This window comes from Bdellovibrio sp. BCCA, assembly GCF_037996825.1.
Taxonomy (GTDB): Bacteria; Bdellovibrionota; Bdellovibrionia; order Bdellovibrionales; family Bdellovibrionaceae; genus Bdellovibrio.
In genome coordinates this window covers 1452784-1478302 of record NZ_JBBNAC010000001.1, presented here as the reverse complement: position 1 = coordinate 1478302, position 25519 = coordinate 1452784, and the positions used below count along the sequence as shown (strand labels likewise).

The 25519-nt window shown below is 45.7% G+C and carries 26 protein-coding genes; 5 read left to right on the top strand and 21 right to left on the bottom strand.

Annotated features, from left to right (window positions below; translation table 11 throughout):
- The first annotated feature begins 121 nt into the window (after nucleotides 1–121).
- On the top strand, nucleotides 122–517 hold the full coding sequence (locus tag AAAA78_RS07250; protein ID WP_340591111.1) for a hypothetical protein: 396 nt from the start codon (nucleotides 122–124) through the stop codon (nucleotides 515–517).
- 9 nt (nucleotides 518–526) lie between these two features.
- The gene (locus AAAA78_RS07245; protein ID WP_340591110.1) at nucleotides 527–1444 is read left to right on the top strand and encodes a hypothetical protein; all 918 of its coding nucleotides are present in this window, start codon (nucleotides 527–529) and stop codon (nucleotides 1442–1444) included.
- On the opposite strand, the gene AAAA78_RS07240 is transcribed toward AAAA78_RS07245, so the two are convergent.
- The 13 genes from AAAA78_RS07240 to AAAA78_RS07180 form a co-directional block, all read right to left on the bottom strand.
- Complete coding sequence (locus AAAA78_RS07240) at nucleotides 1416–4028, bottom strand: ATP-binding protein (RefSeq protein ID WP_340591109.1); 2613 nt, start codon at nucleotides 4026–4028, stop codon at nucleotides 1416–1418. The genes AAAA78_RS07245 and AAAA78_RS07240 overlap by 29 nt on opposite strands.
- On the bottom strand, nucleotides 4015–6231 hold the full coding sequence (locus tag AAAA78_RS07235; protein WP_340591108.1) for a RelA/SpoT family protein: 2217 nt from the start codon (nucleotides 6229–6231) through the stop codon (nucleotides 4015–4017). Before AAAA78_RS07235 ends, AAAA78_RS07240 begins: the two co-directional genes overlap by 14 nt.
- A 188-nt stretch (nucleotides 6232–6419) precedes the next feature.
- Nucleotides 6420–6659: a DNA-directed RNA polymerase subunit omega gene (rpoZ, locus tag AAAA78_RS07230; RefSeq protein WP_295906055.1), complete on the bottom strand. Its 240-nt coding sequence runs from the start codon at nucleotides 6657–6659 to the stop codon at nucleotides 6420–6422.
- A 49-nt stretch (nucleotides 6660–6708) separates the two neighbouring features.
- Entirely contained in the window at nucleotides 6709–7266 is a 558-nt protein-coding gene (gene gmk, locus AAAA78_RS07225) for a guanylate kinase (RefSeq protein ID WP_340591107.1), read from the bottom strand.
- The gene (locus AAAA78_RS07220; protein WP_340591106.1) at nucleotides 7263–8141 is read right to left on the bottom strand and encodes a YicC/YloC family endoribonuclease; all 879 of its coding nucleotides are present in this window, start codon (nucleotides 8139–8141) and stop codon (nucleotides 7263–7265) included. Before AAAA78_RS07220 ends, gmk begins: the two co-directional genes overlap by 4 nt.
- Before the next feature lie 35 nt (nucleotides 8142–8176).
- Nucleotides 8177–9109: a tRNA (adenosine(37)-N6)-dimethylallyltransferase MiaA gene (gene miaA / locus AAAA78_RS07215; protein WP_340591105.1), complete on the bottom strand. Its 933-nt coding sequence runs from the start codon at nucleotides 9107–9109 to the stop codon at nucleotides 8177–8179.
- Entirely contained in the window at nucleotides 9109–10989 is a 1881-nt protein-coding gene (gene mutL, locus AAAA78_RS07210; protein ID WP_340591104.1) for a DNA mismatch repair endonuclease MutL, read from the bottom strand. Before mutL ends, miaA begins: the two co-directional genes overlap by 1 nt.
- A gap of 20 nt (nucleotides 10990–11009) precedes the next feature.
- The gene (locus tag AAAA78_RS07205; protein WP_340591103.1) at nucleotides 11010–11591 is read right to left on the bottom strand and encodes a hypothetical protein; all 582 of its coding nucleotides are present in this window, start codon (nucleotides 11589–11591) and stop codon (nucleotides 11010–11012) included.
- Between the two features lie 67 nt (nucleotides 11592–11658).
- Nucleotides 11659–11937 (bottom strand): BrnA antitoxin family protein, encoded by a 279-nt coding sequence (locus AAAA78_RS07200; RefSeq protein WP_340591102.1) that lies wholly within the window; start codon nucleotides 11935–11937, stop codon nucleotides 11659–11661.
- Nucleotides 11938–11941: 4 nt separating this feature from the next.
- Nucleotides 11942–12187 carry a BrnT family toxin gene (locus AAAA78_RS07195; protein ID WP_340591101.1) on the bottom strand — a complete coding sequence of 82 codons (246 nt, stop codon included), beginning with the start codon at nucleotides 12185–12187 and terminating at the stop codon, nucleotides 11942–11944.
- A 212-nt stretch (nucleotides 12188–12399) separates the two neighbouring features.
- On the bottom strand, nucleotides 12400–13248 hold the full coding sequence (locus AAAA78_RS07190) for an SH3 domain-containing protein (RefSeq protein WP_340591100.1): 849 nt from the start codon (nucleotides 13246–13248) through the stop codon (nucleotides 12400–12402).
- Nucleotides 13223–13918, bottom strand: a complete 696-nt coding sequence (locus tag AAAA78_RS07185) for a polyprenol monophosphomannose synthase (protein ID WP_340591099.1) — start codon at nucleotides 13916–13918, stop codon at nucleotides 13223–13225. Before AAAA78_RS07185 ends, AAAA78_RS07190 begins: the two co-directional genes overlap by 26 nt.
- Nucleotides 13919–13963: 45 nt before the next feature.
- Nucleotides 13964–14314: a hypothetical protein gene (locus AAAA78_RS07180; protein WP_340591098.1), complete on the bottom strand. Its 351-nt coding sequence runs from the start codon at nucleotides 14312–14314 to the stop codon at nucleotides 13964–13966.
- A gap of 231 nt (nucleotides 14315–14545) precedes the next feature.
- Here AAAA78_RS07180 and AAAA78_RS07175 point away from each other — a divergent pair, with 231 nt between their 5' ends.
- The 3 genes from AAAA78_RS07175 to AAAA78_RS07165 are packed head-to-tail and all read left to right on the top strand — an operon-like array spanning nucleotide 14546 to nucleotide 16503.
- Nucleotides 14546–15205, top strand: coding sequence for a hypothetical protein (locus tag AAAA78_RS07175; RefSeq protein WP_340591097.1), 660 nt, complete (start codon nucleotides 14546–14548; stop codon nucleotides 15203–15205).
- A 7-nt stretch (nucleotides 15206–15212) separates the two neighbouring features.
- Nucleotides 15213–15887 carry a hypothetical protein gene (locus tag AAAA78_RS07170; protein WP_340591096.1) on the top strand — a complete coding sequence of 225 codons (675 nt, stop codon included), beginning with the start codon at nucleotides 15213–15215 and terminating at the stop codon, nucleotides 15885–15887.
- A gap of 40 nt (nucleotides 15888–15927) precedes the next feature.
- The gene (locus tag AAAA78_RS07165; RefSeq protein ID WP_340591095.1) at nucleotides 15928–16503 is read left to right on the top strand and encodes a YIP1 family protein; all 576 of its coding nucleotides are present in this window, start codon (nucleotides 15928–15930) and stop codon (nucleotides 16501–16503) included.
- Nucleotides 16504–16511: 8 nt separating this feature from the next.
- Here AAAA78_RS07165 and AAAA78_RS07160 read toward each other — a convergent pair whose 3' ends face one another.
- From AAAA78_RS07160 to infB, 8 genes are all read right to left on the bottom strand, one after another.
- Complete coding sequence (locus tag AAAA78_RS07160; RefSeq protein ID WP_340591094.1) at nucleotides 16512–16766, bottom strand: hypothetical protein; 255 nt, start codon at nucleotides 16764–16766, stop codon at nucleotides 16512–16514.
- Nucleotides 16767–16945: 179 nt separating this feature from the next.
- Nucleotides 16946–17395 (bottom strand): dUTP diphosphatase, encoded by a 450-nt coding sequence (gene dut, locus AAAA78_RS07155; RefSeq protein ID WP_295903897.1) that lies wholly within the window; start codon nucleotides 17393–17395, stop codon nucleotides 16946–16948.
- 30 nt (nucleotides 17396–17425) lie between these two features.
- Nucleotides 17426–18694, bottom strand: coding sequence for a M16 family metallopeptidase (locus AAAA78_RS07150; RefSeq protein WP_340591093.1), 1269 nt, complete (start codon nucleotides 18692–18694; stop codon nucleotides 17426–17428).
- Nucleotides 18695–18696: 2 nt separating this feature from the next.
- Nucleotides 18697–20790: a polyribonucleotide nucleotidyltransferase gene (gene pnp / locus AAAA78_RS07145; RefSeq protein ID WP_340591092.1), complete on the bottom strand. Its 2094-nt coding sequence runs from the start codon at nucleotides 20788–20790 to the stop codon at nucleotides 18697–18699.
- Nucleotides 20791–20888: 98 nt separating this feature from the next.
- On the bottom strand, nucleotides 20889–21158 hold the full coding sequence (gene rpsO / locus AAAA78_RS07140) for a 30S ribosomal protein S15 (RefSeq protein WP_295903891.1): 270 nt from the start codon (nucleotides 21156–21158) through the stop codon (nucleotides 20889–20891).
- Between the two features lie 119 nt (nucleotides 21159–21277).
- Nucleotides 21278–22201, bottom strand: coding sequence for a tRNA pseudouridine(55) synthase TruB (gene truB, locus AAAA78_RS07135; protein WP_340591091.1), 924 nt, complete (start codon nucleotides 22199–22201; stop codon nucleotides 21278–21280).
- Nucleotides 22191–22586, bottom strand: coding sequence for a 30S ribosome-binding factor RbfA (rbfA, locus tag AAAA78_RS07130; protein ID WP_340591090.1), 396 nt, complete (start codon nucleotides 22584–22586; stop codon nucleotides 22191–22193). The genes truB and rbfA overlap by 11 nt, the downstream gene beginning before the upstream one ends.
- Entirely contained in the window at nucleotides 22586–25486 is a 2901-nt protein-coding gene (infB, locus tag AAAA78_RS07125) for a translation initiation factor IF-2 (protein WP_340591089.1), read from the bottom strand. The genes rbfA and infB overlap by 1 nt, the downstream gene beginning before the upstream one ends.
- Between the last annotated feature and the right edge of the window lie 33 nt (nucleotides 25487–25519).

Here is a 25519-nt window from a genome sequence, read left to right as displayed (position 1 = left end):
AGTTCGACAAAAAATACAGCTTTATCCATAAGGAACAAAGCCGTGCTTAAGCCCCGATTTAACCCATCGGGGCTTTTTATTTATTCTTATTTAGTCCAGTCTCTTCTATAATTAAAAGGCTATGAAGTGGTTATTGCTCTCCACAGTTTCAGTCCTTTTTTTAAGTGGTTGCACGGTCTACCGCTCGGATGGTCGTAAGCAATTTGAAACCGAAGCTCCTGGCAAGGTTTCCACCACTGCCACCGCATTTCAACTTAAAAGCTGTAAAAAAGAAGGCCGCCTTGAGACTTGGTTCAATGAAGAGTTCCCTTCTCGCACCTATGAACTTGTTGTTTCGGAACCGGATTTAGAAATCTGGCGCACTCACCGCGATCAGCGTGTTGAGGTGAAGGCTTTGCAAAAGACAGAGACGACAACACAAGCTTGCGTCTATGAATTTGCCAATGACGTGGTCTGGAACCTTTATAAAGATCAATTCATTCGAGAACTTGAAAACAACATGATGACTCTTGAATAGGAAAAACAAGTGATCTTGAGAACTCACATCTTCGTTGCCTGCCTTTTAATGTTTTGGACTTCCGCTGCTTATTCAGCTTCTGTTTCAGCCGTCAAAGGACAAAAAGTTCTGATCAATCTTGAGGGCGACGCCACTTCCGAAGGTGACGAGTTTTATTTGCTCAATCCTGCGAATAATAAAAAAACCGCGATCATTCGTATCAAACAAGTCAAAGGATCCAAAGCTCTTGGTGAAATCGTCAAAGGTCGCGCGGCTCAAGGATATGCTTTGCAAGCTAAAGCCGCTTCAAAAATGAGCGCCGATGTTCCTGCCAGTGAAACTTCAGAGGAAGAAGCAGCACCCGTTTCTCGCAATGACATGAGTTATTTGCGTGTGGTGAAAGATTCTTACGGTGTTACCGGCAGCTACATCATGAACTCGATGAACGCGGATGTAAGCTACAAGGATGGCTTCGGTATCAGTCACAAAACGTCAACCAGCATGAGTGGTTCCGGTTTCGGCGTCGGTGGTTTTTATGACTATGCTTTAGGACAATCTCTGATCGGACGCGGTTCTGCAGCTATCGAACAATTCAATGTTTCTGGAAATGCTTCAGAGGCGGCCTGTGCGGGCTCGACAAGCTGTGATGCGAAGATCAATTATCTTTCTTTGTATGGCCTTCTTAAGTGGTACCCTATTCAGGGAAAATACCGCGGATGGATCGGCGGAGGCATGGGATATATGCTGGCGGTTTCAAAATCCAGCACGGCCCTAAATGAATCACAGATTTCTACAAATCAAGTTTTCACATTTGCTGTGGGGACTGACATTCAAATGAATCGCAAGAACTACATTCCGATCAGCATTGAATACAATCTCTTCCCCGCTTCGGATACGGTGAAGGCCAATATGATTGTGATTAAGGGTGGATGGGCTTGGAATCTTTAGGCTCAGGCAACCAAATCACGAATTTGGTTTTCGCAGAGTTTTCATCCAAATAAAATTTCCCATTGTGTGACTGAATAATTCCTTGAGAGATACTTAAGCCCAAACCAACACCTTTTCCAACTTCTTTGGTTGTGAAAAACGGCTCCATGATTTTACTGCGCAAATGATAAGGAACTCCGGGACCGGTGTCGGCCACACTGAGTTCCACCCCCTCGCCGCTTCGCTGTGCAGCCAGTGTGACTTTTTTTAGCTTGCTCGTCGAAACCGCATCCAAAGCATTGTTGAGCAAATTCAATAAAACCTGTGAGATCTGATAAGGACGTCCATAGACAACCAAATTAGGCTCGATCGAAAGCGCCACTTCAACCCCTTCTGCGCGGAATCTTTCGTGACAAAACGCCATCGTATCTTCGATCAAAGTTTCAACCTTCACGCTTTCATCACTGCTTAAATCCGATTCACGCGCGTAACTGCGTAAGCCACGAATGATTTTTGCGATACGATGTACTACGTGTTCGATAGCGTCGACTTTCTTGTTTAAATCCGTTTCTTCAGCAAGACCCTTTTGCGCCAAGAGTTTTCTGAGAACCCCCACGTGTCCACCAATAATAGCCAAAGGATTATTGATTTCATGCGCGATGCCTGCTGCCATTTCACCGAGCGAAGCCAAGCGTGAAGAAGCCAAGATTTTCTGCTCTTGTTCTTTAAGAACGCGTTCTTTTTCTTTTTGTTGGGTGACGTCTTCTACGACTTCGAGATATCCCGTCACTTCGCCGTTTTCATCCCGAATTTCACTGGTAGAAATCACAACGGAGTAACGCTTCCCCGTTTTAGAAATCATCGTCCACTCGGAAGCCTTGTTGTATCCCAGCGCAAAGAATGCATGAAGATAATCAGCTCCCAAAGTCACCGTACGGCCCAACTCTTTTTCAATTTTGTCTTGAACATCGCGGACTTCATTGGCGTCATGAAAAATAAAAGGCGAAGTTTTACCGGCCACTTCCGCTGATGAATATTCTAAAATTCTTTCTGCCGTCGCATTCATCTCACGGATCATCGTGTTTGTATCCATGGAGATCATCATCAGTGGAACCGCGTTCATGCTGGCTTGTTTTAACTCGAAGGACTCCTTGGCAATTTTCTCAGAATCCCGCGAGCGATTGTAAAAGTTAAGAGCCAAGCCTAAAAGAATGGAAACGCTGACCCCAAACAATAAAACTATTCCAGGAAGGGCCGACGTGTTTTCACGCACTGTCGTGGCCGTGGGCACAAGCACAATGTCCCAACTTGCGCCTAAGGTAGAATACCGAGTCTCTGTTTTCCAATCCCGGGCAAAGACCGGATCGGGAGATCCCTTGCTATAAATTTCTTTTCCGTCTTCAAGAATGGAAAGATCATAACCGTCCATTTGAACAACACGAGAGAAAAACGGCTCCGCCATTAACGCTGCGGAAACCGACCCGTGATACTTATCGTTTTGAAAAACTGGAACGATTAAAATAAATCCGCGCCCGCCTGTTTTAAGTTCAAAGATACGGGAAAGAAAGGCCTGATGCTCCGAGGTCGCTTGTTTAAGATGTTCGCGCAATTCACGGTTATCAACAGCGGTATTGATGACTCGGTCACCGCCGTTACTCATCGGGTAAACCCAACGAATGATATCGTCGGAGTCCGCCCACACCAGACGCTTTAATCCCTCAAATTCTTCAAAATAACTTGAAGCATCCACCAACCACATTTTTTGATTGGCATAAGCTCCGGAAGCAAAACGCCGAGACATGTGCTCTAAGGATTTTTCCAAAGGCAAAAAAACGTTGTCTAAGCTCGCCTTCAAACTTTCACCGCGAATCTGGATCACGCGCTTATTGCGTTCCTGATCGCGCAAAACCAAAAGCTGCCAGATCAACATCGAAGTGAGAATTCCCACCATCACAACATAAAAAGGAACCAAAGCGCTGCGACGAACCGAGTACTCGCGAATACGCAAACGCAGCTGCCACAACGCCGCAAGCGAAAGCAAAATAAAGCAAACACTCGTATGCAGAGCCATGCGAGAAAAACTTCCCCACCCGTATTCCGCGCTAAATCCTAAAGCGTAGCCGGCAATCCCAAAAAACGAAAAACCGATGACCAGCGTGGAAATTGAAACGCAGGCCATTTGATAAGTATATCCGGGACGGCGGAAGAAAAACAAAAGAGACAATACAAAGAAACAAGCAGAAGCGCTGATCGACATGCGCCCGGGCACCACAACACCGACACCGTAAAACGGTTCAATAAAAAGTTTGTCGATGCCGAGATTCCATCCGAAAAAATATTGAGCCAGCGTCAGGACAGAAATAAAAATCACGATGGCGGACATCATTTTAGATACAAACGGAGATTTGAACTCAGAAAATAAAAATCCCACCGACAATGCGGCAAACGAAAAGGCCGTATTAAATACCATCGGCGCCATGGAAGGACTGAGCTGGATGATCTCCGGACTTCTTAAAATCCAACCGATCATCACCGTCATTGCAACACCAAGAACAGCAAAGGCTAAAATGAAATGAGCGTTTTTGGAAATCTTAATGGATGACACGAGTCACACCAATGATACCTTTGATCTTTTGAATTTCATAGATCGCTTGGTTTAACTGGCTTGCATCTTTCACGCTGACTTCAAAGTGACAGATGGCTTTTTTGTCTTTTGTCGTACGAATCTGTGCCGACTGAATATTAATTCCCTGCTGCGCAAAAGCCTCCGACATTAATTTTAATAATCCCGGAACGTCTTGAGAAATAATTTTCAAGCGCACGACACGCTCTTGGCCTTCACCGGCCTGCTTCACATTCCAATTCACGTCGACCTTGCGAAGCTGATCGAATTCAAAAGCTTTACGGCAGTCACTGCGGTGGATGGTGATACCGCGTCCGCGGCTGATAAAGCCCACAATCGGATCCCCCGGAATAGGATGACAGCATTTTGCATAGTGAACCAAAACGTCATCCATGCCGTCGACACTGATCAAAGAATTCGTCTTGCGAGTCTTTTGCGTGGCTGCACGCATGACTCTTTCCATGAAAGTCGTGTCGTCATTTTTCGCCGCTTCTTTGGCGATATTTTCCGGAGTAAGTCTTTCAACAAGAATGCGCGTTTCAAGTTTTCCGTAACCAACCGTCACGTACAACTCATCTAAATCTGCAAGACCGTGATCTTTCAAATACTGATCAAATGCAGGGCCTTTAAGATACTTCACCGCAGCCATGCCGAATTTACGGAATTCTTTTTCGACAAGCTCTTTACCCAGAAGAATCGCACGACGGCGTTGCTCTTCTTTTACGAAAGCGCGAATTTTTGCTTTAGCTTTGTTCGTTACAACGAATTTGAGCCAATCTTTTGATGGCACTTGGGTTTTCGAAGTAATAACTTCGACAGTATCACCATTTTGCAGTTGATATTTTAACGGCACCATCTTGCCGTTCACACGAGCACCGACAATTTGATTTCCTAATTCCGTATGAACGGCATAGGCAAAATCTACAGGCGTTGCGCCCTCAGGAAACTCACGAACATCCCCTGTCGGAGTGAAAACGTAAATCTCGGTTTCAAAAAGATCGGTCTTTACTGTATCCAAAAACTCATCGGGACTGCGTACTTGCTGGTGCCATGTCACAAGGTCACGAAGCCAGTTTGCTTGTTGGAAATCAGAATCATCGACCATCTTACCGCGCTCTTTATACTTCCAGTGAGCCGCGATACCGCGCTCTGCCACCAGATGCATTTCTTGAGTGCGGATTTGAATTTCAATACGCTCCCCGCCAGGCCCCATCACCGTCGTATGCAGTGATTGATAGTTATTGGCTTTCGGCATCGCGATGAAATCTTTGAAGCGACCCGGAATTGGCTTCCACAACGAGTGCACAAGTCCAAGAACAGCGTAACACTCTGCCACGTTATCAACGAGCACACGGAACGCCAGCACGTCATAAACCTGATCGTACTCGATGTTACGTGATTGCATTTTTCTATAGATCGACCACAAGTGTTTTGAACGGCCGTAAACTTCGTACTTAAAGCCCGCTTTGTTCAGCTCTTTAGAGAGCATGTGTTTGACGTCTTCGATATAGCGATTTTGTTCAGACTCTGTTTTTTTGATGTGCTGAACAAGTTCGTAGTACATGTCCGGGCGATAGTAACGGAAGCACAGATCTTCAAGTTCAATTTTCAAAGAACTGATACCCATACGTCCCGCAAGAGGACAGTAGATTTCCAAAGTCTCAAGAGCAATGCGCTCTTGTTTTTCAAACGGCATGAAATTCAAAGTGCGCATGTTGTGAAGACGGTCCGCCAATTTCACAAGAACGACACGCACGTCTTTACCCATCGCCACGATCATCTTGCGAATATTCTCGCCTTGTTTTTCGTGACTGTTTTTAAATTTCATCTGACCGATTTTTGTAACACCATCTACGAGATGCGCGATCACGTCACCAAACTCTCGACGAATATCCTCAAGAGTTGCGGCCGTGTCTTCGACGGTGTCATGCAAAAGGCCTGTGGCAATCGTATCTAAATCCAGATGAAGATCCGCTAGAATCGCGGCGACAGAAAGTGGATGAGAAATGTAAGGCTCACCACTGCGACGAATTTGTCCTTCGTGAGCTTTCTCAGAAAAGTAGTAGGCCTTCTCGATGATTTTTAAATCAGCATTCGGATAGAAATTGCGAATGCGTGACAGAAGATCATCAAGTGTCTTTACTGGCTTCTGACTGACTCCGCTCTCTTTCAGGACTTCTAACATATTAAATAAGTTTACCTGAGGAGACCAATGAGTCCAACTAAGTTTTCAATAAGGTCTTGGATTTATTAGTTATTTTAAGCGTTTATGGAAAAAGCCGAGGGCTTTTACAAAAGGAGCTGTGAGAGAAGCTTTAAAACAAAAAAGGAGGCTTGTTGGCCTCCTTTTAAGCAATATATTCGATTTAAAGACTATTTATTTAGGTCTTTTTCGATTTGGCGAGTTGCCTCAGCGTTTTCCATAGCTTCTGTGTAACCTACGTTACCAATCGCCACTTCACGAAGAGCACTGACGATGTACTTATTGCTGCGAGTAGAAACTGTCGCTTCAGCTCCTTTAAGAAGTTGCTTCGCTCTTTTTGCAACCATCAATACAAGAGCAAATCTGTTAGGAACTTTTTCCAAGCAATCTTCAACAGTTACGCGAGCCATTTAGCCTCCAGGCACTTTTTTAGACAAAGTAGATCCGGACAAGTTACAGCTAAGCTAGTAATTCTTCAACGATTTTTTTAAATTGCGAGTAAGATTGCTCAAACACGTCGTTCACGATCTGATAATCGAATTTAGAGGCCTCACGGATCTCTTTTTCGGCGTTAGCCATACGGACCTCAATATCCGCTGGAACTCCCCCGTCCCTTTTCTCGATTCTGCGGCGCAGCTCGTCAATAGAAGGAGGCAGGATAAAAACGGTCTTAGCATCCGGAAACTTCGATTTAAACGTGGCAACCCCTTGGATATCAATATCCATGATCGCGCATTTGTCTTGTTTCCAGGCATTTTCGATAGACTCAAAAGATGTTCCGTAGAAGTTTGTATGGACCTTCGCCCATTCTACGAAAAACCCTTCTTTGATTTTTTTCTGAAAATCTTCGGAACTGATGAAGTGATAAGGCTGTCCCTCGCTTTCGCCTTTTCTCATCGCGCGAGTGGTGTAAGTAATGATATCGACCAAGCGAGGATTTTCCTGGCTGAGCTTTTCGACAAAACTACTTTTTCCTGCACCACTTGGAGCGGCGACGATAATAAGACGTGTCTTCATTGGACGTTTTGTACCTGTTCTCTCAATCTTTCAATAAGGGTTTTTGCTTCTACCACGGCTTGAGTGATCTTGGCTACTTGAGACTTTGAACCAATCGTATTCACTTCGCGGAGCAGCTCTTGGGTATAGAAGTCCAACTTCTTCCCTTCTGCCTGCTGAGATGCCACCAACTGACGGTAGTTCTTAATATGCTCACTCAAACGAGAGAGCTCTTCATTAATGTCGGCTTTCTCAAGCTGAATCACGATTTCTTGCGACAGACGGTTTGGATCAATGTCATTTCCTTTAAGACGCGCGCGGATCTTTTGTTCGAACTTGTCTTGAAGTTGTGCATTGGCTTCGCCACGCAACTCACTGATAACCTTCACTTGTTTCTCTAAAGCGATCAGCAGCTTTTGCAAATCACGACGCAAAGCTTGTCCTTCGCGGCTGCGCTCTTTATCACAATTCTTGCAAGCATCCGCGAATGCTTTTTTAAGAACCTTGTCTTCGCCTGGGAAAAGTTCGTAAGTTTCTTCCACTTTGATGATCTCTGGAAGACGCGCCACCACTTCAAGATGAACTTGAAAAGGAACACCCAACTCTTTGGAAAGATGCTTGTAAGCCATCATATACTTTTTCGCCAAAGCGTCGTTCACCGTCATTTGCGCTTTGTTCGCGGTGTTCTTCACACGACGAGAAACAAACACATCCACTGTTCCGCGATGCAAAGACTGGCTGAGAATTTTTTTAAGTTCCCCTTCATGGGCTACAAATTCACGAGGAAGATGAAAACGAGGTTCTAAGAAACGGCCGTTCACGGCGCGAATACTGACTTCAACTGTGACGTCTTTAGATTGAACTCTAGCGGTGCCGTACCCTGTCATACTTTTCATAATAACTCCATTTTGAAACGGCCCCTCTTATGGGGTCAAGGTTTCAGAAATTTCTCGACCATGGCGCGAGCTTCGGAAAATCCATCACTTCCCGAAAACCAATGAATGTCTTTGTCTCTTTGAAACCAAGTTCTTTGTCTTTTGGCGAGCTGTCGTGTGTTCTTCGAAATTTCTTCAAACAGTTGCTCAGAGTTCAGGTCGTTTTTCAAAAACGCGATGGTTTCTTTGTAACCGACACTGCTCATCGGCGCCCACTTTTCCAAACCTTCGTCGAGGAGGTTTTGCACTTCTTGAACCAAACCCTGCTCTAACATTTTTTTCGTACGAAGAGCGATACGTTCTTTCAAAACTTCACGATCCCAACTTGGACCGATTTTTAAAAGTGGAAATGGAAATTCACTGCGTGTTTCGGCAAATTCATTTTGAATCTGTGTCACACTTTTTCCCTGACTGCGAATCAGTTCAATGGCGCGACCGATACGATAGTGATCGGAAAGATGAATTTTTGCGCCGTACTCGGGATCTTTTTCTAAAAGTTCTTTGTGAAGTTTTTCAGCACCCTCGGCAGTTTTAAGTTCTCCCTCAACAGCTTTTTGAATTTCAGGAGGCACCGGAAGAACCGGATACATTCCCTTTTCAATCGCCATAAAATAGAAACCCGTTCCGCCAACGACGAACACAGGAGTGTTTTCAGGAATCTGCTCCACGCATTCGTAAAAATCACGGCAGTACTGCCCGGCTGTCATTTCTTGCGGAGGATTTACGTAGTCGAGCAAGTAATGGGGAACTAACGCTTGCTCCTCTTTTGTGGGTTTTGCAGCACCAATATCAAGCTTTTTATAAACTTGAATGGAGTCACAGTTAACAATGACTCCGCCAAATTCCTGCGCGAGCTTTAGGGCCCACTCGGATTTTCCGGTGGCCGTAGCTCCAACGACAAAAATCACGGGCTTTCGCAGGTTCTTCATTAAACGATTCGACCGAAATCTTTTTCAAGTTTGTAGAAAGGATATTCCACGCTCACAGGACGGCCATGCGGGCAGAAGCTGCTTAAGGGGAACATATCCATGTCTCTTAAAAGACTTTTCATCTGATCAATTCCCAAAGCTTGTCCCGCACGCACAACTGAGTGGCAGGCCATCGTCGCGCAAATATCACCGACCACGCGTTCAAGTGAATAGCTTCCACCTTGTTCGACGATTTCATTCGCCATTTTATCAAGCACAGTGCTTAGAATAGATTCTTTAATCATCAGTGGTGCAGCCTTCACACCGATCGTGCCTGGGCCTAAAGATTCAATATGAACGCCCAGGCGTTCGATGTCTTTCGCAATTCCCAAAAGAGCTTCGACTTTTTCTGGCGACATATCTATAGCGAGCGGGAACAAGAAATCCTGCACGTCGACCTTGCCCCCCTTCCACGCACTCATAAGTTTTTCAAATACCACACGCTCGTGAGCGGCATGCTGATCGACGAAAACAATTTTATCGCGAGCTTGTGTCACGATGTAAGTGAGATTTGCCTGCCCCAAAACCTCAAGCGAAGACCAATACCCTCGCGGAGCTTCCGGTTCCGCAGATTTAGGACTCATAGATTGAGTGGCGAGCTCTTCGCGAGAAGCTGCCGCTTCCGCCAAAGTTTGGTAATCAATTTTTGGTTCATTGATTGTCGCCTTAGGAAAATTAAATTCTTTTTTCTGAAATTGTGTCGCACTTAAAGAAGCATCTTGGAATGCCAGATTTTCTTTTGGCATCGGTGCGTTTGCAAAATTCGGAAGACCCTGTGTTGAAGGATAATCCTCTGCCGACACATCTGAAAGAGGTTGTGGCGGACGAGGTCTTTGCGATTCTGCAAGCCAAGGTGCTTGCTCCAATGTCGATCTTAAAGCCCCGGCCACAGCACGGAACGCGAGCGAAGGTTCTTGGAACTTCACCTGTGACTTTGTTGGGTGAATATTCACGTCAACACAATCAGGATCGACTTCAACCCACACGACGGCAATCGGATATTCGCCGTGCATAAGAAGACTGCGATAAGCTTCATTCACCGCCGCTTGCAGGCTGCGATCTTGAATCCAACGATTCTGCGCAAAGAGCCAAATATTTTTTGCTGTCTTCGCAACATTGTGAGGATCTGCAAACACCGCATAAGCGCGCACGTTTTCACGAGTGGCTTCGCCTTCAAAGAGAGGCTTAATTTCTAAAATTTGCTCAACGCGGTCTTTGCGATTTTTGCAAGCCGGCCAAAAACTTACCAACTTGCCGTTTTCCTGAATACGGAATTCAACATTGTAGTGAGAAAGGGCCATGGCTTTGAGAGTCGTTTTAATCGCCGTGTTTTCAGCGGCGTCTGATTTTAAAAACTTCAATCGCGCAGGCGTGTTGTCGAAAAGATTTTCGATTAAAATCGTCGTCCCCTGCGAGCCGCCGACTTTGTCGATGTGTTTTTTACGACCGTATTCGCTGATCAATTGGTGAGCTTGCTCATCACCCTCGCGACGAGACGTCAGAGTCAACTTACTGACAGCGGCGATACTTGCCAGTGCTTCCCCACGAAATCCGAAAGTACGAAGCTTCCAAAGGTCATCTGTTTTTGAAATTTTACTGGTCGCAAATCTTTCCAAAGCTTTGGGAAGATCTTCCGGCGACATGCCTTTTCCGTTGTCGATCACTTTCACGATACGACCACCGTCAAAGAATTCAACGTGAACTCTGGTGGCTCCGGCATCAATGCTGTTTTCTACAAGTTCTTTAACAAGGTGGGCGGGACGCTCCACCACTTCGCCAGCGGCAATTTGATCGACGACTTCAGGAGGTAAAACTTGAATAGACATGGAAGGAATCTGCATGAGATTCCCTCCCAAGTCACCTATTGCGCAGCGCGTGCGCACTCTCCCCATGCCTGACATTTAAGCAGCTTCATACGCAGCGCTCTAAACTCAGAGAGTGTTAATTCCAGCTCCATATCAAAACCGTATTTAACGCCACCCAACTGAGAGATCGAACGATATTCCGTCGCAGCGTCAAACTGTTCGGCTTTTAAATCCAATTCTGAGTAAGAAACGAAATGCATCTTTTGAGGAAACTTCGTCAAATTCCAAATGAAACGCTGTCTTTGCGATACCACTTTATCCAAAGCTTGCTTTAAATTCTTCCAGCACTTTACTTCCGTGACTAGAACTACTTTCTGAGTCGCACGGTTGATGACAAGGACATCGAGTTCTCCCAATGTCATTCCCCCGGCATCGTATTCAATGCCACTTGCAAGAGAGAAATCTTTGTCAGGATACTGTGTCGCCAAAGTCAGGCGAGCCACTTGCTCACAGATGGCTCCGTCCGGTTCAAAGTTCGCACCCGATTGCTTTAAAGCTTCAAAGTACGGCTCAATATCTGCGGCAAAAGTTGTAAGAGAAAAAAGAACAAGCAGGAACGACAAAGAAAAAATACGCATCAAAAAGCCCCCTCAAGCTGAGGCCTTCGTTTATATCAAAGAAGTCGCATTATAAAGAAAAAAATCCTTAGCCGACTTTACCTTTAAGAACGACTTTTTCCAAACGCGCCAAACGCTCTTCAAAAGACTGACTCATAGAGGCCTGTTTCAAAATAGAGTTCGCAAGAGTCGTGTAAGGCAAACCACGCTTCTCTGCTTCTTCTTTGAGCCAATTTAAAACTTCCAAGTCCAAACGAATCGAGACATTCACCTTTACTTCGTGAGGGCCCAGCTGTGCTTCCACTTTTTGTGGTTTGCCCGTTTCTTTGGCAGCCTTCATCGCTTCTTTTAAAGTCTTGTGTTTCATATCTTCACCCATGTTTACGAGCCGAAATAATTCTGTAAACGTTTTCTTCCGGCTCAGTGTGAACAACCAGAATAATACCGTGATGGTCAATCATTCCCTTCGTTATATAGCGATCTTCATCAAGAGTAGAATGAGCTGCATCGTATGACATCGAAAAGTCGCTATCAAAAACACTGATAGCCTCTTCAAAACTAATTCCGTGCTTGATTTGATTCTCAATATTCTTGTTTTCGTCCCAAATGAATCTCATATACAATGTACCACATTGTGATGCATTAATAAATAGAGATTTTTAGCATTAGGAAGGACTAAAAAGCAGTCTATTGAAATTAAAAGCATTGGGTCCCCTTAAAATCGTTTTTAAAGGACACCATGCAAACCTATTGCTAAAATTAAAAAGAGATAGCTTGGGAGCAGCAGTGCTCCCAATTCGCGATTCGGACTTTTACCAAAATTTTAAACTTAGAATTCCCAACCCAGATTCAGGCCGAAACCGTAGTACTTTACTCGCTCCCAATAGTATTTCGCGTCTGTGCGCAAAGAAAGACTGCCTAAGCGGAAAGCCATACCGACATTAAAAACCGCGCCCAGATTCATATCATCCGCAGAGTAACTTAATGTCTTTGTGCCGTTAGGAACTTCCAAAGTGAAGTGCGAATACTTAAACATGGGACCGAATCCGTAATAAAACAAATTTGATTTGCTTAGAGGACTGACCGTTTGCAAAAGAAAATTCGAGATAAAAATAAAACCGTCGGCACTTTTTTTCGTGACGTCCGTGTAGTAACTAGGAGCGCCGACGTGGAACATGATGTTGCCCTCGGTATAGATCTCCCCACTGATGATCGTATTAAAACCATTGAATTTCACGCCGTAAAAAGGCAGAAACGTCGAACGCTCCTGCCCTAAGGTGTCTTCCGTAAAATTGATAAAATCCAAAGCTGGCCCGCGATAGCGAGTGGCAAAGAACGGTTTTTTACGCTCTTCTTTCTTATCAAAAAGTTTTTTCTCTTCAGGAGGAGGCGCGAGCTTCACGACACCCATTTTCAAATCGGTGTCGGCAATCCAGCCCACCGTCCCGGGCTTCAGACGAATTTTATAGAAAGGTCCCTTTTTCCCGGTAGAAATGCTGTAAACACTTCCACGTTTCAAAGTCTGAATCACGGGAGCATCAAAGTCCGCGTCTTGATAAATCAAAGCGCCATCAGTAATAACAGTCGCCTGTTGAGCTGCCGCCCACGACAACACTGGAAAAAGGAAAGTAATAAAAAGAAGGGCCAAACCCTTAACGGAAACGCATGAGCCAAACACGATAGAAGGCCTCAATGACAATCTTCAATGACATCTTGCTTTGACCGACGCGACGATCTTCAAAAACAATCGGTGACTCCGCACCCTTGAAACCCTTTTTCATGGCTTTGTATTTCAGTTCAATTTGAAAGCTGTAACCGTTGGACTCGACAGTGGAAAGATCAATGCCTTGAAGAACTTCTTTCTTCCACGCATTAAATCCCCCCGTCCAATCGTTCAAAGGAAAACCTAAAATCAAACGCGCATAAATACCGCCACCGCGGGAGATAATCTTACGCATAATGCCCCAGTTGACCGTGCGCCCGCCCTCGACATAACGAGAACCTACTGCAAAGTCGTGGGTTTCTAACTTTTTAAGCAATGGCCCCAGGTCCTCAGGACGATGAGAAAAATCCGCATCCATCTCAGTAATGGCTTCGTAACCATGATCCATGCCCCAACGAAAGCCCGCGATATAAGCTTTTCCCAAACCTTGTTTGCCGGGACGAGAAAGAAGATGAAGCTGAGGAATGTTTTTTTGCATTTCACGAACAATGGCACCCGTTCCATCTGGAGAGTTGTCGTCAACAACCAGAATATCAACGCCCAAGTTTTGAGCTAAAACGGCAGGCACGATCGCCTGAATATTTTCTTTTTCATTGTACGTCGGAATCACGATGAGTGTTTTCATGCCTCTTTAAACTGTCATAAAGAGGGCCTTTAGGCAACTCTTAGATCAAACAGAGCGAGAGACCAAGCGGCCTTTTTCTTTAGCTTGAAGAGCTTTGGCCTTTTCCGCGGGAATTGCGGGCAAATTAAGCGGCTTTGCAAGCAGATACTTTGGATCCTGTTTACGAAGATCCAACTGTTCCTTCACTTTTTGCGCAGCTTGCTCCGGATGCTTTAAATATAAAACCGGATCAAATCCACAAGAGCGGCACACCACAGAAAGGCGCCAACGAATCTTCACGAACACTTCTGACAAAGCCAAGCACACCACAAACGCAATCATCACACGCGGATCATACTGTTGCCAGATCGCGAACATCACAACAATGGAAGCTAAAGCACTACCAACAATATTCATCAAAGAAATATTCTTCTTACGATAAATACGGCGGGGGCTTTTACAGAAAGCGCAAAAACAATTGTGACGTTTATGGAATATTGAGAACATTTTTTAAGTCCAGTTCCGCGAGCCAAGCTCGCTCCACATCCTGCGGCGCAAGCCGCGCATATACATCTAGTTTGCCAAAAATGAGGTCTAGAACGAAAGATGAATTTTTGAAAAATGACAAAGCCTTGCTAGAATCAAGGAATGCAAATATCTAAAACAATCCAATTCGTTTTGATCGCATTAGCCCTCTTTTCCGCTCCCACCTTAGTCCAGGCCGCAGGCTCCTCTTCAGAGTATGAAGAAGTCAGCTACGACGACTTGCTTAATGAACTGAGCGCGAAAAAGAATCATTTGGCTAAAAAACAAAGCAGCTCTTTCGATGACGTGCGCTTGCATGCGGGAATTGGTTACGCGAATTCCTTCTCGAATATTTCAGCGAACAAACAAAACTTCAACCGTCACGCGAGCGGCATTCAACTTTCGCTAGGAATGGATTTGTTTTCGCCAAACTGGTACTCCGAAGGTGTGTTTAGAAATTACGGTCTCACTTCTTCCGGCAGTGAGGAATTCACCTTGCGCGAGTTTGATCTTAAGATTGGCTACACAAATAAGCTTGAGAGCGTTTGGAACTACACCGTCAGTTCCGGTCTCTCCAATCGCTTCTTGAAATTCTCGGACCCTTCCAGAGACATCAGCGTAGATTCAACGACACCGTCTTTGGTTATCTCGACAGGATTCCTCGCGCAAGTTCACAAAAATCTTTCTTTGGGTGCTGAGGTCAGCGCAAGAACAGCTCTTGTGAACGACACTTCTGATAAAAACTCCTTTGACTTTGCATTTCGTCTGAACACCTCTCTATAATTGAGGGGTGGATGTTTTAATACTTATACTCTGCCTTCTTGTTTTCACTTTGGGTCTTGCGCTTTTCTCCAATCAAGCAAGATCCAACCAAGACATTCCCTTTGAACTAAAACCCAACTGCCTGCTCACCCGTTTTCCTTTGCTTTTCGTCACAGGTCCTCGCTCGATTTTCTATTTTAAATCTTACTGGAATATCTATACATTGTTTTTGGCGGAACATGGCTATGAAGTTTTCACCTTGCACCTTCCCTGGAACAATCCGCAGCAACGTCAGGAACGTTTTTTATATTTTCTAAAGCAACAAGAAACCCACAACCGACATTTTCACTTGGTTCTTGATGCTGTGACTTTTCAAGAATTTGAAGGCGTGATTCGCCAGCATAAATCATCGGCGATCATGAGCTTAACCGAAATCGTGGACCCGGGACTTTCTCTTAAGTCGCATCATCTGTCTGCCCTCCCCATTCCGACAGCAGAAGTCGTGTGTCTTCCCTCACAAAAGAATAGTTTATTTCTTAAGTTCGCTTACGGTCTTCACCAATGGCTTACGAAAAAGAAAGACCTCCCTTCACTCAGCACTCTGGGAGCAAATAAAGACACGGCGATTTCCAATAGCTTGCTTCTGCTTGAGCGCGCCCAAACTTTAGCGGAAATGGATCTTCGGGAAGACCGTCCCCTTTAAATCCCTTGCTTAAGTACAGGCACGGTGGTGCAATAAAATCATGAGCGACTACAGAGACGTGACACCCCAGAATCAGCCCCACTTTGAAACGGCCAAAGAGGTCGTTCGTTACATTATCAACTACCTTCGCCATCCGGTTGAAAAAATCAAGACATTGCCTGACTGGAATTGGCCGGTGCTGATTATCACGCTGGTTGTTCTTTCGATGGCTTCAGGTATTTTAACAGGGCTTGTTCCTCCGAACTTTTTCAGAATCATGGGCGGCTTTATCATCTCGCCTATTGTTGGAGTGGTGACAACATTCATCGGCTCTTTGTTCATATATTACTATTTTCAAGTGTACGAAAAAAGAACATGCTCTCTTCGCAAGATCTTTACTTTGGTTCTTTTCGCCAACATTCCGTTTTTTGTATTTCAAGTAGGTTCAGAAATGATTCCGCCAATCACTTTGGTGGGCTTCGCATTCACCGCCCTTTTGATGGCGGTGGGTTTAACTGAAAATTTCCAAATGGAAAAACGCAGATCCATTCGTCTCGTCACGATCCTTTTTGCGATCGTATTTATCTTGTGGTTGTGGAATCGTATCGATATCTCTCGCCTGGAAAGACTCGGATAATTTAGACATCATTTCAGAACAGAAGAGCAAGTCAGATCAATGTGGTAATAGCCTTGATCCATCAAATCCATTTGAATTGTTAAGAGACCAGAAAAAGATTTAGCCGTCTTGCCCGTCGCGGCGTCAGGAATATAAACCATAGCATCCCAGCGTCCATTTTCATCAGAACCATGAAAGCTGCGATAAGCTTGACCATCGAACTTATAAGAATATCCTGACCCTGCTTCTTCAATACTGTTTGCATCATAAAGACCTGTAAGCAAGAAGCGACCGGAATAAGGTTTTCTAAATTGAGCGGCACCTAAAGTGTAAGGACAATGATCGAATTTCCTTTGGCATCCTTTTGCCAGTTGTCATCTTGAGCAACTGTAGGATCGTAATTTAAATAGACAGGCACAAGAAGCCCTATGGAGGGCTTCTGCAATTAAATACTTAAAATTCCCTAAGCACGACCTGTGGAACCAAAACCACCAGCACCGCGCTCTGTGGAACCCAGCTCGTCAACCAGTTGAAAGTGCGCTTGGAGAACCGGAGCAATCACCAGCTGAGCACAACGCTCCTGATCTTCGATTGTCACAGTTTCGTTACCCAAATTGATGATGATGATTTTAACTTCACCGCGATAATCAGCGTCGATCGTGCCCGGAGTATTCAAAACCGTCACACCATTTTTCGCTGCAAAACCACTGCGCGGACGCGCTTGAATTTCGTATCCCAGTGGAATCTCAAAAGACAAACCCGTTGGAATCAACGCTCTTTCACCAGGATTTAAAACAACAGGCCCTGCAAGTTGCGCGCGAACGTCAAAGCCACTCGCACCCAAAGATTGATATTGAGGAAGTTCACCGTGGAAATTTTCAAGTTTCTTAACTTTCACTGCGATCTTTTGCATACGATCTCCTTACCTGCCGGCCTTCGCCGTTTATAGCTCTAAATCTTCCCACCAAGTTTTAAGTTCCGTCACGCCCGGGCCTAACAAGACGCCCGAAGCTTGCGACAGATCCAATTCTTGACGGATGTAGTGGTTCACGGAATCGACAGAAACTTTTTTAATTTCTTCGATCACAGAATCCACCGAACGATATTGGCCAAAGACGATCTCATTGACTGCCAAAGATGTCATGCGATTTTCAATATCATCCGAGCCTAGCAAGATGCTTCCAATGACTTGCGTCTTAAACATTTCCACATCGTGTTTCGATACGCCCTGCTTACGGATCTTCTGCATTTCTTTAGAAATCAAATCGCCGACTTTGCGAGCGTTTTTAACTTCCGTTCCCGCATAGATCGTGAGCATTCCGGAATCCATGTGCGTATTCAGACTAGAATGAATCGTGTAAACGAGGCCTCTTTTTTCGCGCACACTTTGGTAAAGTTTGGAAGTCATTCCCCCGCCCAACAAAGTGTTCGTGATCACAGCTTCAAAACGATGTTTGTCTTTAAAGCTGGCCGTCGGGAATCCCATAAGCATGTGCACTTGCTCTGCTTGTTTCTCCACAACATGACGACGCTTCAACCAACGAGGCACGGAGCGCTTACTCTTCAGCGTCGTGGTCTTTTTAGGTCCCAAACGCTTCGTAATTCCCGCCATCAATTCGTCATGATCCAGGCAACCTGCCGCACTGACGATGATGTTTTTTCCGGTGTAAGTTTTTTTATAATAATCCATCACTTGTTTTTGCTTCATCAAGGCGATGGACTTTGGAGTTCCTAAAATAGGACGGCCGAGCGGATGCTTTCCATAAACAACATCATAGAAGATGTCATAGATAAGCTCTTCATGGCTGTCTTCAGACATCGCGATTTCTTGCAGAATCACGCCTTTTTCAAGACCGAATTCTTTTTTTGTGAGATGCATGTTTGAAATGAGATCTGAAAGAACATCGAGAGCTTTCTCCCAATGATCCTTCAAAACCATGGCGTGATAACAAGTGTATTCACGAGTGGTGTAGGCGTTAAGATCCCCGCCCAAAGCTTCCAAAGACTTGGCAATTTGATACGCCGAACGAGTTTTTGTGCCTTTGAAAACAAGGTGCTCAAGAAGGTGCGAGATCCCCGCCACCTCAGGAGTTTCATCACGAGTTCCGGTTAAAACCCAGACACTGATAGAAACGGCACGGGACCCTGGATGAAGTTCACTCACCACGCGGATCCCGTTAGAAAGTTCAGATTTTTTGAACTTAGTATTCATTCTTATTGCAGAAGCGCCTTACGAGAAAGCTTGATACGACCTGCGCGGTCTACTTCAAGAACTTTCACGTCGATGATTTCGCCTTCTTTAAGTACGTCAGTTACTGCGCGCACTCTTTCGTTAGCGATTTCAGAGATGTGCAAAAGACCTTGTGTGTTTGGCAAGATTTCAACGAAAGCACCGAATTCCGCGATTTTCACGATACGGCCTTTATATGTCTTACCCACTTCCGCTTCTGCAACGATGTCGTTGATCATGCCGATAGCTTTTTTAGTTGCTTCAGGATCAGCCGACGCGATGTGGATTGTACCGTCGTCTTCGATCTCGATCTTAACGCCAGTCGCTTCAGTGATACCACGGATCACTTTACCACCAGAACCGATCACTTCGCGGATCTTATCTGGTTTAATTTTGATCGTTTCGATACGAGGAGCAAATTCAGAGATTTGACCACGAGCTACTTTGATCACTTTTTCCATCTCATTCAAGATGTGCGCGCGACCTTCTTTAGCTTGCGCCAAAGCTTGATCCATCACATCGAAAGAAACAGAGTCGATTTTGATATCCATTTGAAGAGCTGTGATACCTTGTGGAGTACCCGCAACTTTAAAGTCCATGTCACCCAAGTGATCTTCGTCACCCAAGATGTCAGTCAATACAGCTACGCGGTCGCCCTCTTTAATAAGACCCATTGCCACACCGGCAACGTTTCCTTTGATAGGTACACCGGCATCAAGCATCGCCATCGTTCCCGCACAAACAGATCCCATTGAAGAAGAACCATTCGACTCAAGAACTTCAGACACGATACGGATTGTGTAAGGGAATTTCTCGTGATCAGGAAGAACCGCTTTCAAAGCACGCTCTGCCAAGTTACCGTGACCGATTTCACGACGACCTTGACCGCCGAAACGCCCCACTTCACCAACTGAGTATGGAGGGAAGTTGTAATGAAGCATAAATTTGCGTTTTTGAGTTCCCAAAAGCGCATCCACCATTTGCTCATCGTCACCAGTTCCCAAAGTCACTGTGCCCAAACATTGAGTTTCACCACGAGTGAACAAACCAGAACCGTGCGCACGAGGCAACAAGCCCACTTCGTTAGCGATAGGACGTACTGTTTTCACATCACGGCCATCGATACGAACTTTTTTATCCAAGATCATAGAACGAGCTTCGTGGTATTTAATTTCTTCCACGATAGTCGCCAATTCTTTTTTACGTTGTTTTGCCAAATCTTTGTCAGTGATAGACGCCAACAAAGTCGCTTCCGCTTCGGCGTGAGCTGCGGCTACGGCTGCATAACGATCTTGTTTTACTTTGATAGAAAGAGCTGCGGCGATTTTAGATTTCAACAAAGACTCTGCTTGGCCTTTGAAGTCAGCATCAATCACTGGAGCTGTGAACGCACGTTTTGCTTTCGAACCCATTTTTTCGCGAAGTTCGTCTTGCGCATTCAAAAGAGGCATCATGGATTGGTGACCAAATTTCAAAGCCGCCAAACAATCTGCTTCAGAGATGAATTTCGTTTCGCCTTCCACCATCAACAAACCATTGCGAGTTCCCGCAACGATCATGTCCATGTCAGATTTTTCCAACTGTTGTGGAGTTGGGTTGGCAACGAATTGACCGTCAACGCGAGCTACTTGAATAGCTGCTGTTGGGCCATTGAATGGAATATCAGAAACGTGAAGAGCTGCAGAAGCACCCAAGCTTGAAAGAATCTCAAGAGGGAATGCACCGTCTGCAGAGAGAACCGTCGCTACAACTTGTGTTTCATGACGGTAGCCTTCTGGGAAAGAAGGACGAATAGGTCTGTCGATCAAACGCGCTGTCAAAACAGCGTCCGTTGTCGGCTTACCTTCACGTTTGAAGTACCCGCCTGGAATTTTACCAGTCGCATAGAATTTTTCGATGTACTCAACTGTGAGAGGGAAGAAATCAAGCTCAGAGGCTTTTTTGGAAGAAACCGCAGTAACAAGAACCATGTTGTTACCACAAGTGACAAGAGCGGAACCATCCGCTTGCTTTGCCAAACGGCCTGTTTCGATGGTGATCTGTTTTCCGCCCACCGAAGTAGTGACAGTCGTTTTCATTAAATCTCCTTGAAAATATCGCAAAGCCTTTATGCTTTGCTGGAAGTTACGTCTATTGCTGGAAATTCAGAAGGGGCACGAAGCCCCTTCCATTTCGATTACTTACGGATATCAAGAGCTTTGATAAGCGCTTGGTAACGAGTACCGTCTTTGCGGTGTAGGTAATCCAAAAGTTTTCTTCTTTTATTAACCATAGTCACAAGACCACGGCGACCGTGATGATCTTTCTTGTGAGTAGAGAAGTGAGCTGTCAAATCGTTGATTTTCGCAGTCAAAAGCGCCACTTGAACTTCTGGAGATCCAGTATCAAGGTCTGCTGTTTTGAATTTTTTTACGATTTGTGATTTGTTCTCTTTAGTGACTGCCATTAAAGTCTCCTGTTCTTATTTTTTTCGATTTTAGTAAGCCTACAAACCCCGCCGTCGTCATGGCTGTCGATCGTTAGAGTCCGTAAGATTTAACTTTCTAACCCTTAAGCCCCACCCCGTCAATATTTAAAGACTCGGCGGAGGACAAAGCCTTTTCCAGGCTCTAAGCCAATTAAAGCGAGCATTTGCCCGTCATCTTGACCGATAATTTGGACGTATTGGTCCTCAGAAGGCTTAAAAGCGGTAATCAGTTGAGTTCTCAGGTCATGGCTGATCTGCCCATTCCCTAAAAGCACCCTGTCCTGCCCTTTAATACGGATTCTTTTAACCTGAGGTAACGCCAATTCCATGGGGACAAAAGCGGCTCCCCACAAACCCTGTTTCACCGAGGCCTCAATAGCTTCCAACGTCTGCGCCTGGGGAAGCAAATAGGGAGCGGACCACGTTCGGCGCAAAGCACTCATCGCAGCCCCACACCCCAAAGCCTTCCCTAAAAGATCGACCCATGTGCGGATGTAGCTGCCCTTGGTGCATTTGATATCAAACTCAGCCCAATCAGAACCGATATCGACAGGAGTCACGTCCCAGAACTTCATGATCTTTTTCGGAATCACGACCTGCTCTTCTTCACGGGCGTATTCGTAGAGCTTTTTCCCTTGAACCTTGATCGCTGAATAAATAGGCACTTCAAGTTCCATCTCGCCTTGAAGCTTTGCAGCCTCTGCCAAGATGCGTTCCCGGGTCAAATCTACAGGCTGTGTTTCTAAAACAGTCCCGGTGGTATCCAAAGTATCCGTGCGAACACCAAACTGCGCACGCACGCGATACCCCTTATCACCTTCTAAAATATACTGACTGAGTTTCGTGCCTTCGTTAATAAGACACGCCATAAGCCCCGACGCCATAGGGTCGAGAGTTCCCGAATGGCCGACAGCCTTTGTTCCAAGAATACGGCGAAGCCTCGCCACGACATCATGACTGGAAATCCCTGGTGGTTTATCAACCAACAAAAGACCATTAAATTGTTTTGTATTATTCGTCATCAGACTCTTCTGTTTTGCCCGTCGCTTTTCTTTCTTCTTCAAGTTCATGAAGAATGCGTTCCACTTTCAAAACCTGTTCTGTTGTGTGATCAGGATAGAAAGTGAGCTTCGGACAATAGCGCATTTTGAGTTCTTTACCGATGAAGTTTTGAATCTCAAAAGCTCGTTCTTGCAAAAGCTCCAACGCCTCTTCTTGTTGGGCGTCAGAACCTAAAACACTGATATAAACTTTCGCGGCACGAAGATCCGCCGGCATTTTCACCTGAGACACGGTCACAAGACCTGGCAAAGGAGTTTTAAAACCACGGATCAAAAACTGAGCGATGGTAGCTTGAATTTCTCTTTCTACGCGAGCGACTCTGCGCCCATCACCCATGTTCTTCATTAGTGAGTCCCCGAGCTTAGTTCACGTGCAACTTCTTTTTTCACGTATGCTTCCATCATATCGCCCACTTTAACGTCGTTATAGTTTTCGATACCGATACCGCATTCGTAACCTTGCGCCACTTCTTTCGCGTCATCTTTGAAGCGTTTAAGTGAAGAGATCTTTCCTTCGTAAACGATTTTATTTTCACGAAGCAAACGGATCATGTTGTTACGTTGAACTTTACCATCAATTACGAAGCAACCAGCGATAACGCCGACCTTAGGTACGTTGAATGTGTTACGCACTTCTGCGCGACCCATGACTTCTTCCACCACATCTGGAGAAAGAAGACCCGCCATCGCAGCTTTCATCTGATCGATCAATTCGTAAACGATAGAGTATGTTCTGATGTCGACGCCCAATTGTTTCGCTTTAGCTTGTGCGCCCAGGTCTGGACGTACGTTGAAGCCCAAAACGATACCTTTAGAAGTGTTTGCCAAGGTCACGTCATTCTCCGTGATACCTCCGACAGCGGCGTGGATCACACGCGCTTTCACTTCTGGAGTTGAAAGCTTCGAAAGCATGCCGTTGATCGCTTCAAGAGAACCGTGAACGTCGGCCTTCAAGATGATTGCAAGCTCCTTCACATCGCCCGTTTTAACTTTCGCGAAGATCTCATCCAAAGAAAGTTTTTGTGCCGGAGCTGATGCTGCAGCCAAAGCTTTGTTCTTACGAAGAGTCGACATTTCTTCAGCAGTTCTTTCATCTTTAACGATGTCGAACTGGTCACCCGCCGCTGGAACACCATCAAGACCCAAAACTTCGGCCGGAAGACCCGGACCGACAGATTGAATTCTTTCGCCTTTGTCGTTCATCAACGAACGAACACGGCCCTTCATAGTGCCGGCAACGATGTACTGACCCACTTCAACTGTTCCGTCTTTAACTAGAAGAGTTGCCACAGGGCCTTTGCCTTTTTCCATTTTCGCTTCGATCACAAGACCTGTGCCGGAGCGTTTTGGATTGGCTTTCAATTCACCGACTTCAGCCAACAGTTTGATTTGCTCAAGAAGCTCTTTCAAACCTGTTTTCTTCAAAGCGGAAACTTCAACAAAGATCGTGTTACCGCCCCATTCTTCAGGAACGATTTCAAGCTCTGTTAATTGTTGCTTGATACGCTCTGGGTTTGCACCCGGCTTATCCATTTTGTTCACAGCAACGATAATTGGAACTCCCGCCGCTTTCGCGTGGCTGATAGATTCTTGAGTTTGCGGCATCATACCGTCATCCGCCGCAACGACGATGACAGCGATATCTGTCGCATTCGCACCGCGCGTACGCATAGCCGTGAAGGCTTCGTGGCCCGGAGTATCCAAGAATGTGATCAAAGAACCGTCTTCAATTTTTACAGAGTACGCACCAATGTGCTGAGTGATGCCGCCGGCTTCGCCCGCAGCAACGTCAGCATTACGGATCGCATCTAGCAAAGATGTTTTACCGTGGTCGACGTGACCCATGATTGTCACAACAGGTGGACGAGTGACTTTTTCAGCATCCAATTCACCGAATGCTGTTTCTTGCGCCACATCTTCCGCTGTTTTGAAGACGTTTTGTGCTTCCCAACCGAACTCCGGCACGATCAAAGCGATCGTATCGAAATCAAGATCCGTGTTCATGTTGGCCATCACACCGTTGGTCATCAAAACTTTTACGAGTTGTGGAGCTTTCAAGCCCATTTCCATCGCCAAGTCAGAAAGCTTCATCGTGTTGTTTACTTTAACAACGCGTTTATGAGCTGCTGCCGTTGTGATTTGCGTCTTCATTGCTTCACGATCCAACATGCCTTTTTTCTTTTTAGGCTGGAAGACCATTTCGCGCTTACGGAATTCAACCGCATTGAAGCTTGCTACTTCTTCTTCTTTTTCTTTTTCGCGCTCACGAGTCGCACCCGCAGCTGCCGCTGGGCCCGCACCGATTTTTTTGCGCTTATCAAAATCTCTTCTAAAATCACTGTCTGGCATTGGTTCAGGAGGCTGAGCCGCCGCTACGAATCCTGTACGGATGTTGCGAGTCGGTGCACCACCTGCTGGTCTATTGAATCCACCAGGACGAGGTTGGAAACCACCGCCAGGCCCGCCACGTTCACCGCGATCGCCACCAGGCCCACCAGATCTTGGCTGATAACCGCCTTGAGGGCGTTCACCGCGTTGCGGAGTTTGCGGCTGGACACGGGAAAGATCCATACGACCGATGATATTTCTTTTTGCCGTTGTTGTCGCCGGAGTAGATGAACTTGCAATACCGCTTGTTCCCACAACCACTTCCTTCTTACGAGCTTGTGCTGCAGGAGCCGCCACAGGCGCTGGTTCAGCCGCCGGAGTCGGAGCTGCTTTTGCAACCACCGGTTCAGATTTTGTTTCTACCGGAGCCGCTTCTTCTTTTGCGACAATTTTTTCTTCAACAGCGGAAGCCGCCGGAGCTGCGTGAGCTTCTTCGGTTTCTTTCGCGGCTGAAGTTTTCTTCACAACCACACGAGTTGTTTTTGTCGGAGCTGCCTCTTCCGCTTCTTCAGCTTCAGGTTTAGCTATGACTTTCGCCTTCGGAGCTTCAACAGGAGCTTCGTCTTTTTTACGACGAATCACAGAAGACTTCGCGGCTGCAGGAGCTGCAGTTTCAGTCTCTGCCGCTGCTACGGCTTTCTTCGGAGCTGCCTTACGGGTTGCTGCTTTTTTCGGTTTAGCCTCTTCAGCAGGCTTATCGCCGCCAGAGAGTTTAATTTTAATTTGCTCTAGAACTGTCGGATCCAGCTCCGCCATGTGACTTTTCACAGGCAAATTCCACTCACGGATTTTATCCATGAGGGCCAGCGGGGTCATCCCGATCTCTTTTGCAAATTCAAAAACCTTTGGATTACTCACTCAGTCTCCTGTTTTTCTGCCGGCTTCCGCCGA

Coding starts and splice junctions, on each gene's coding strand:
- AAAA78_RS07250 (WP_340591111.1), top strand. CDS start 122: ATGAAGTGGTTATTGCTCTCCACAGTTTCAGTCCTTTTTTTAAGTGGT.
- AAAA78_RS07235 (WP_340591108.1), bottom strand. CDS start 6,231: ATGTTAGAAGTCCTGAAAGAGAGCGGAGTCAGTCAGAAGCCAGTAAAG.
- rpoZ (WP_295906055.1), bottom strand. CDS start 6,659: ATGGCTCGCGTAACTGTTGAAGATTGCTTGGAAAAAGTTCCTAACAGA.
- gmk (WP_340591107.1), bottom strand. CDS start 7,266: ATGAAGACACGTCTTATTATCGTCGCCGCTCCAAGTGGTGCAGGAAAA.
- AAAA78_RS07220 (WP_340591106.1), bottom strand. CDS start 8,141: ATGAAAAGTATGACAGGGTACGGCACCGCTAGAGTTCAATCTAAAGAC.
- miaA (WP_340591105.1), bottom strand. CDS start 9,109: ATGAAGAACCTGCGAAAGCCCGTGATTTTTGTCGTTGGAGCTACGGCC.
- mutL (WP_340591104.1), bottom strand. CDS start 10,989: ATGCAGATTCCTTCCATGTCTATTCAAGTTTTACCTCCTGAAGTCGTC.
- AAAA78_RS07205 (WP_340591103.1), bottom strand. CDS start 11,591: ATGCGTATTTTTTCTTTGTCGTTCCTGCTTGTTCTTTTTTCTCTTACA.
- AAAA78_RS07200 (WP_340591102.1), bottom strand. CDS start 11,937: ATGAAACACAAGACTTTAAAAGAAGCGATGAAGGCTGCCAAAGAAACG.
- AAAA78_RS07195 (WP_340591101.1), bottom strand. CDS start 12,187: ATGAGATTCATTTGGGACGAAAACAAGAATATTGAGAATCAAATCAAG.
- AAAA78_RS07185 (WP_340591099.1), bottom strand. CDS start 13,918: ATGAAAACACTCATCGTGATTCCGACGTACAATGAAAAAGAAAATATT.
- AAAA78_RS07180 (WP_340591098.1), bottom strand. CDS start 14,314: ATGAATATTGTTGGTAGTGCTTTAGCTTCCATTGTTGTGATGTTCGCG.
- AAAA78_RS07175 (WP_340591097.1), top strand. CDS start 14,546: ATGCAAATATCTAAAACAATCCAATTCGTTTTGATCGCATTAGCCCTC.
- AAAA78_RS07165 (WP_340591095.1), top strand. CDS start 15,928: ATGAGCGACTACAGAGACGTGACACCCCAGAATCAGCCCCACTTTGAA.
- dut (WP_295903897.1), bottom strand. CDS start 17,395: ATGCAAAAGATCGCAGTGAAAGTTAAGAAACTTGAAAATTTCCACGGT.
- AAAA78_RS07150 (WP_340591093.1), bottom strand. CDS start 18,694: ATGAATACTAAGTTCAAAAAATCTGAACTTTCTAACGGGATCCGCGTG.
- pnp (WP_340591092.1), bottom strand. CDS start 20,790: ATGAAAACGACTGTCACTACTTCGGTGGGCGGAAAACAGATCACCATC.
- rpsO (WP_295903891.1), bottom strand. CDS start 21,158: ATGGCAGTCACTAAAGAGAACAAATCACAAATCGTAAAAAAATTCAAA.
- truB (WP_340591091.1), bottom strand. CDS start 22,201: ATGACGAATAATACAAAACAATTTAATGGTCTTTTGTTGGTTGATAAA.
- rbfA (WP_340591090.1), bottom strand. CDS start 22,586: ATGAAGAACATGGGTGATGGGCGCAGAGTCGCTCGCGTAGAAAGAGAA.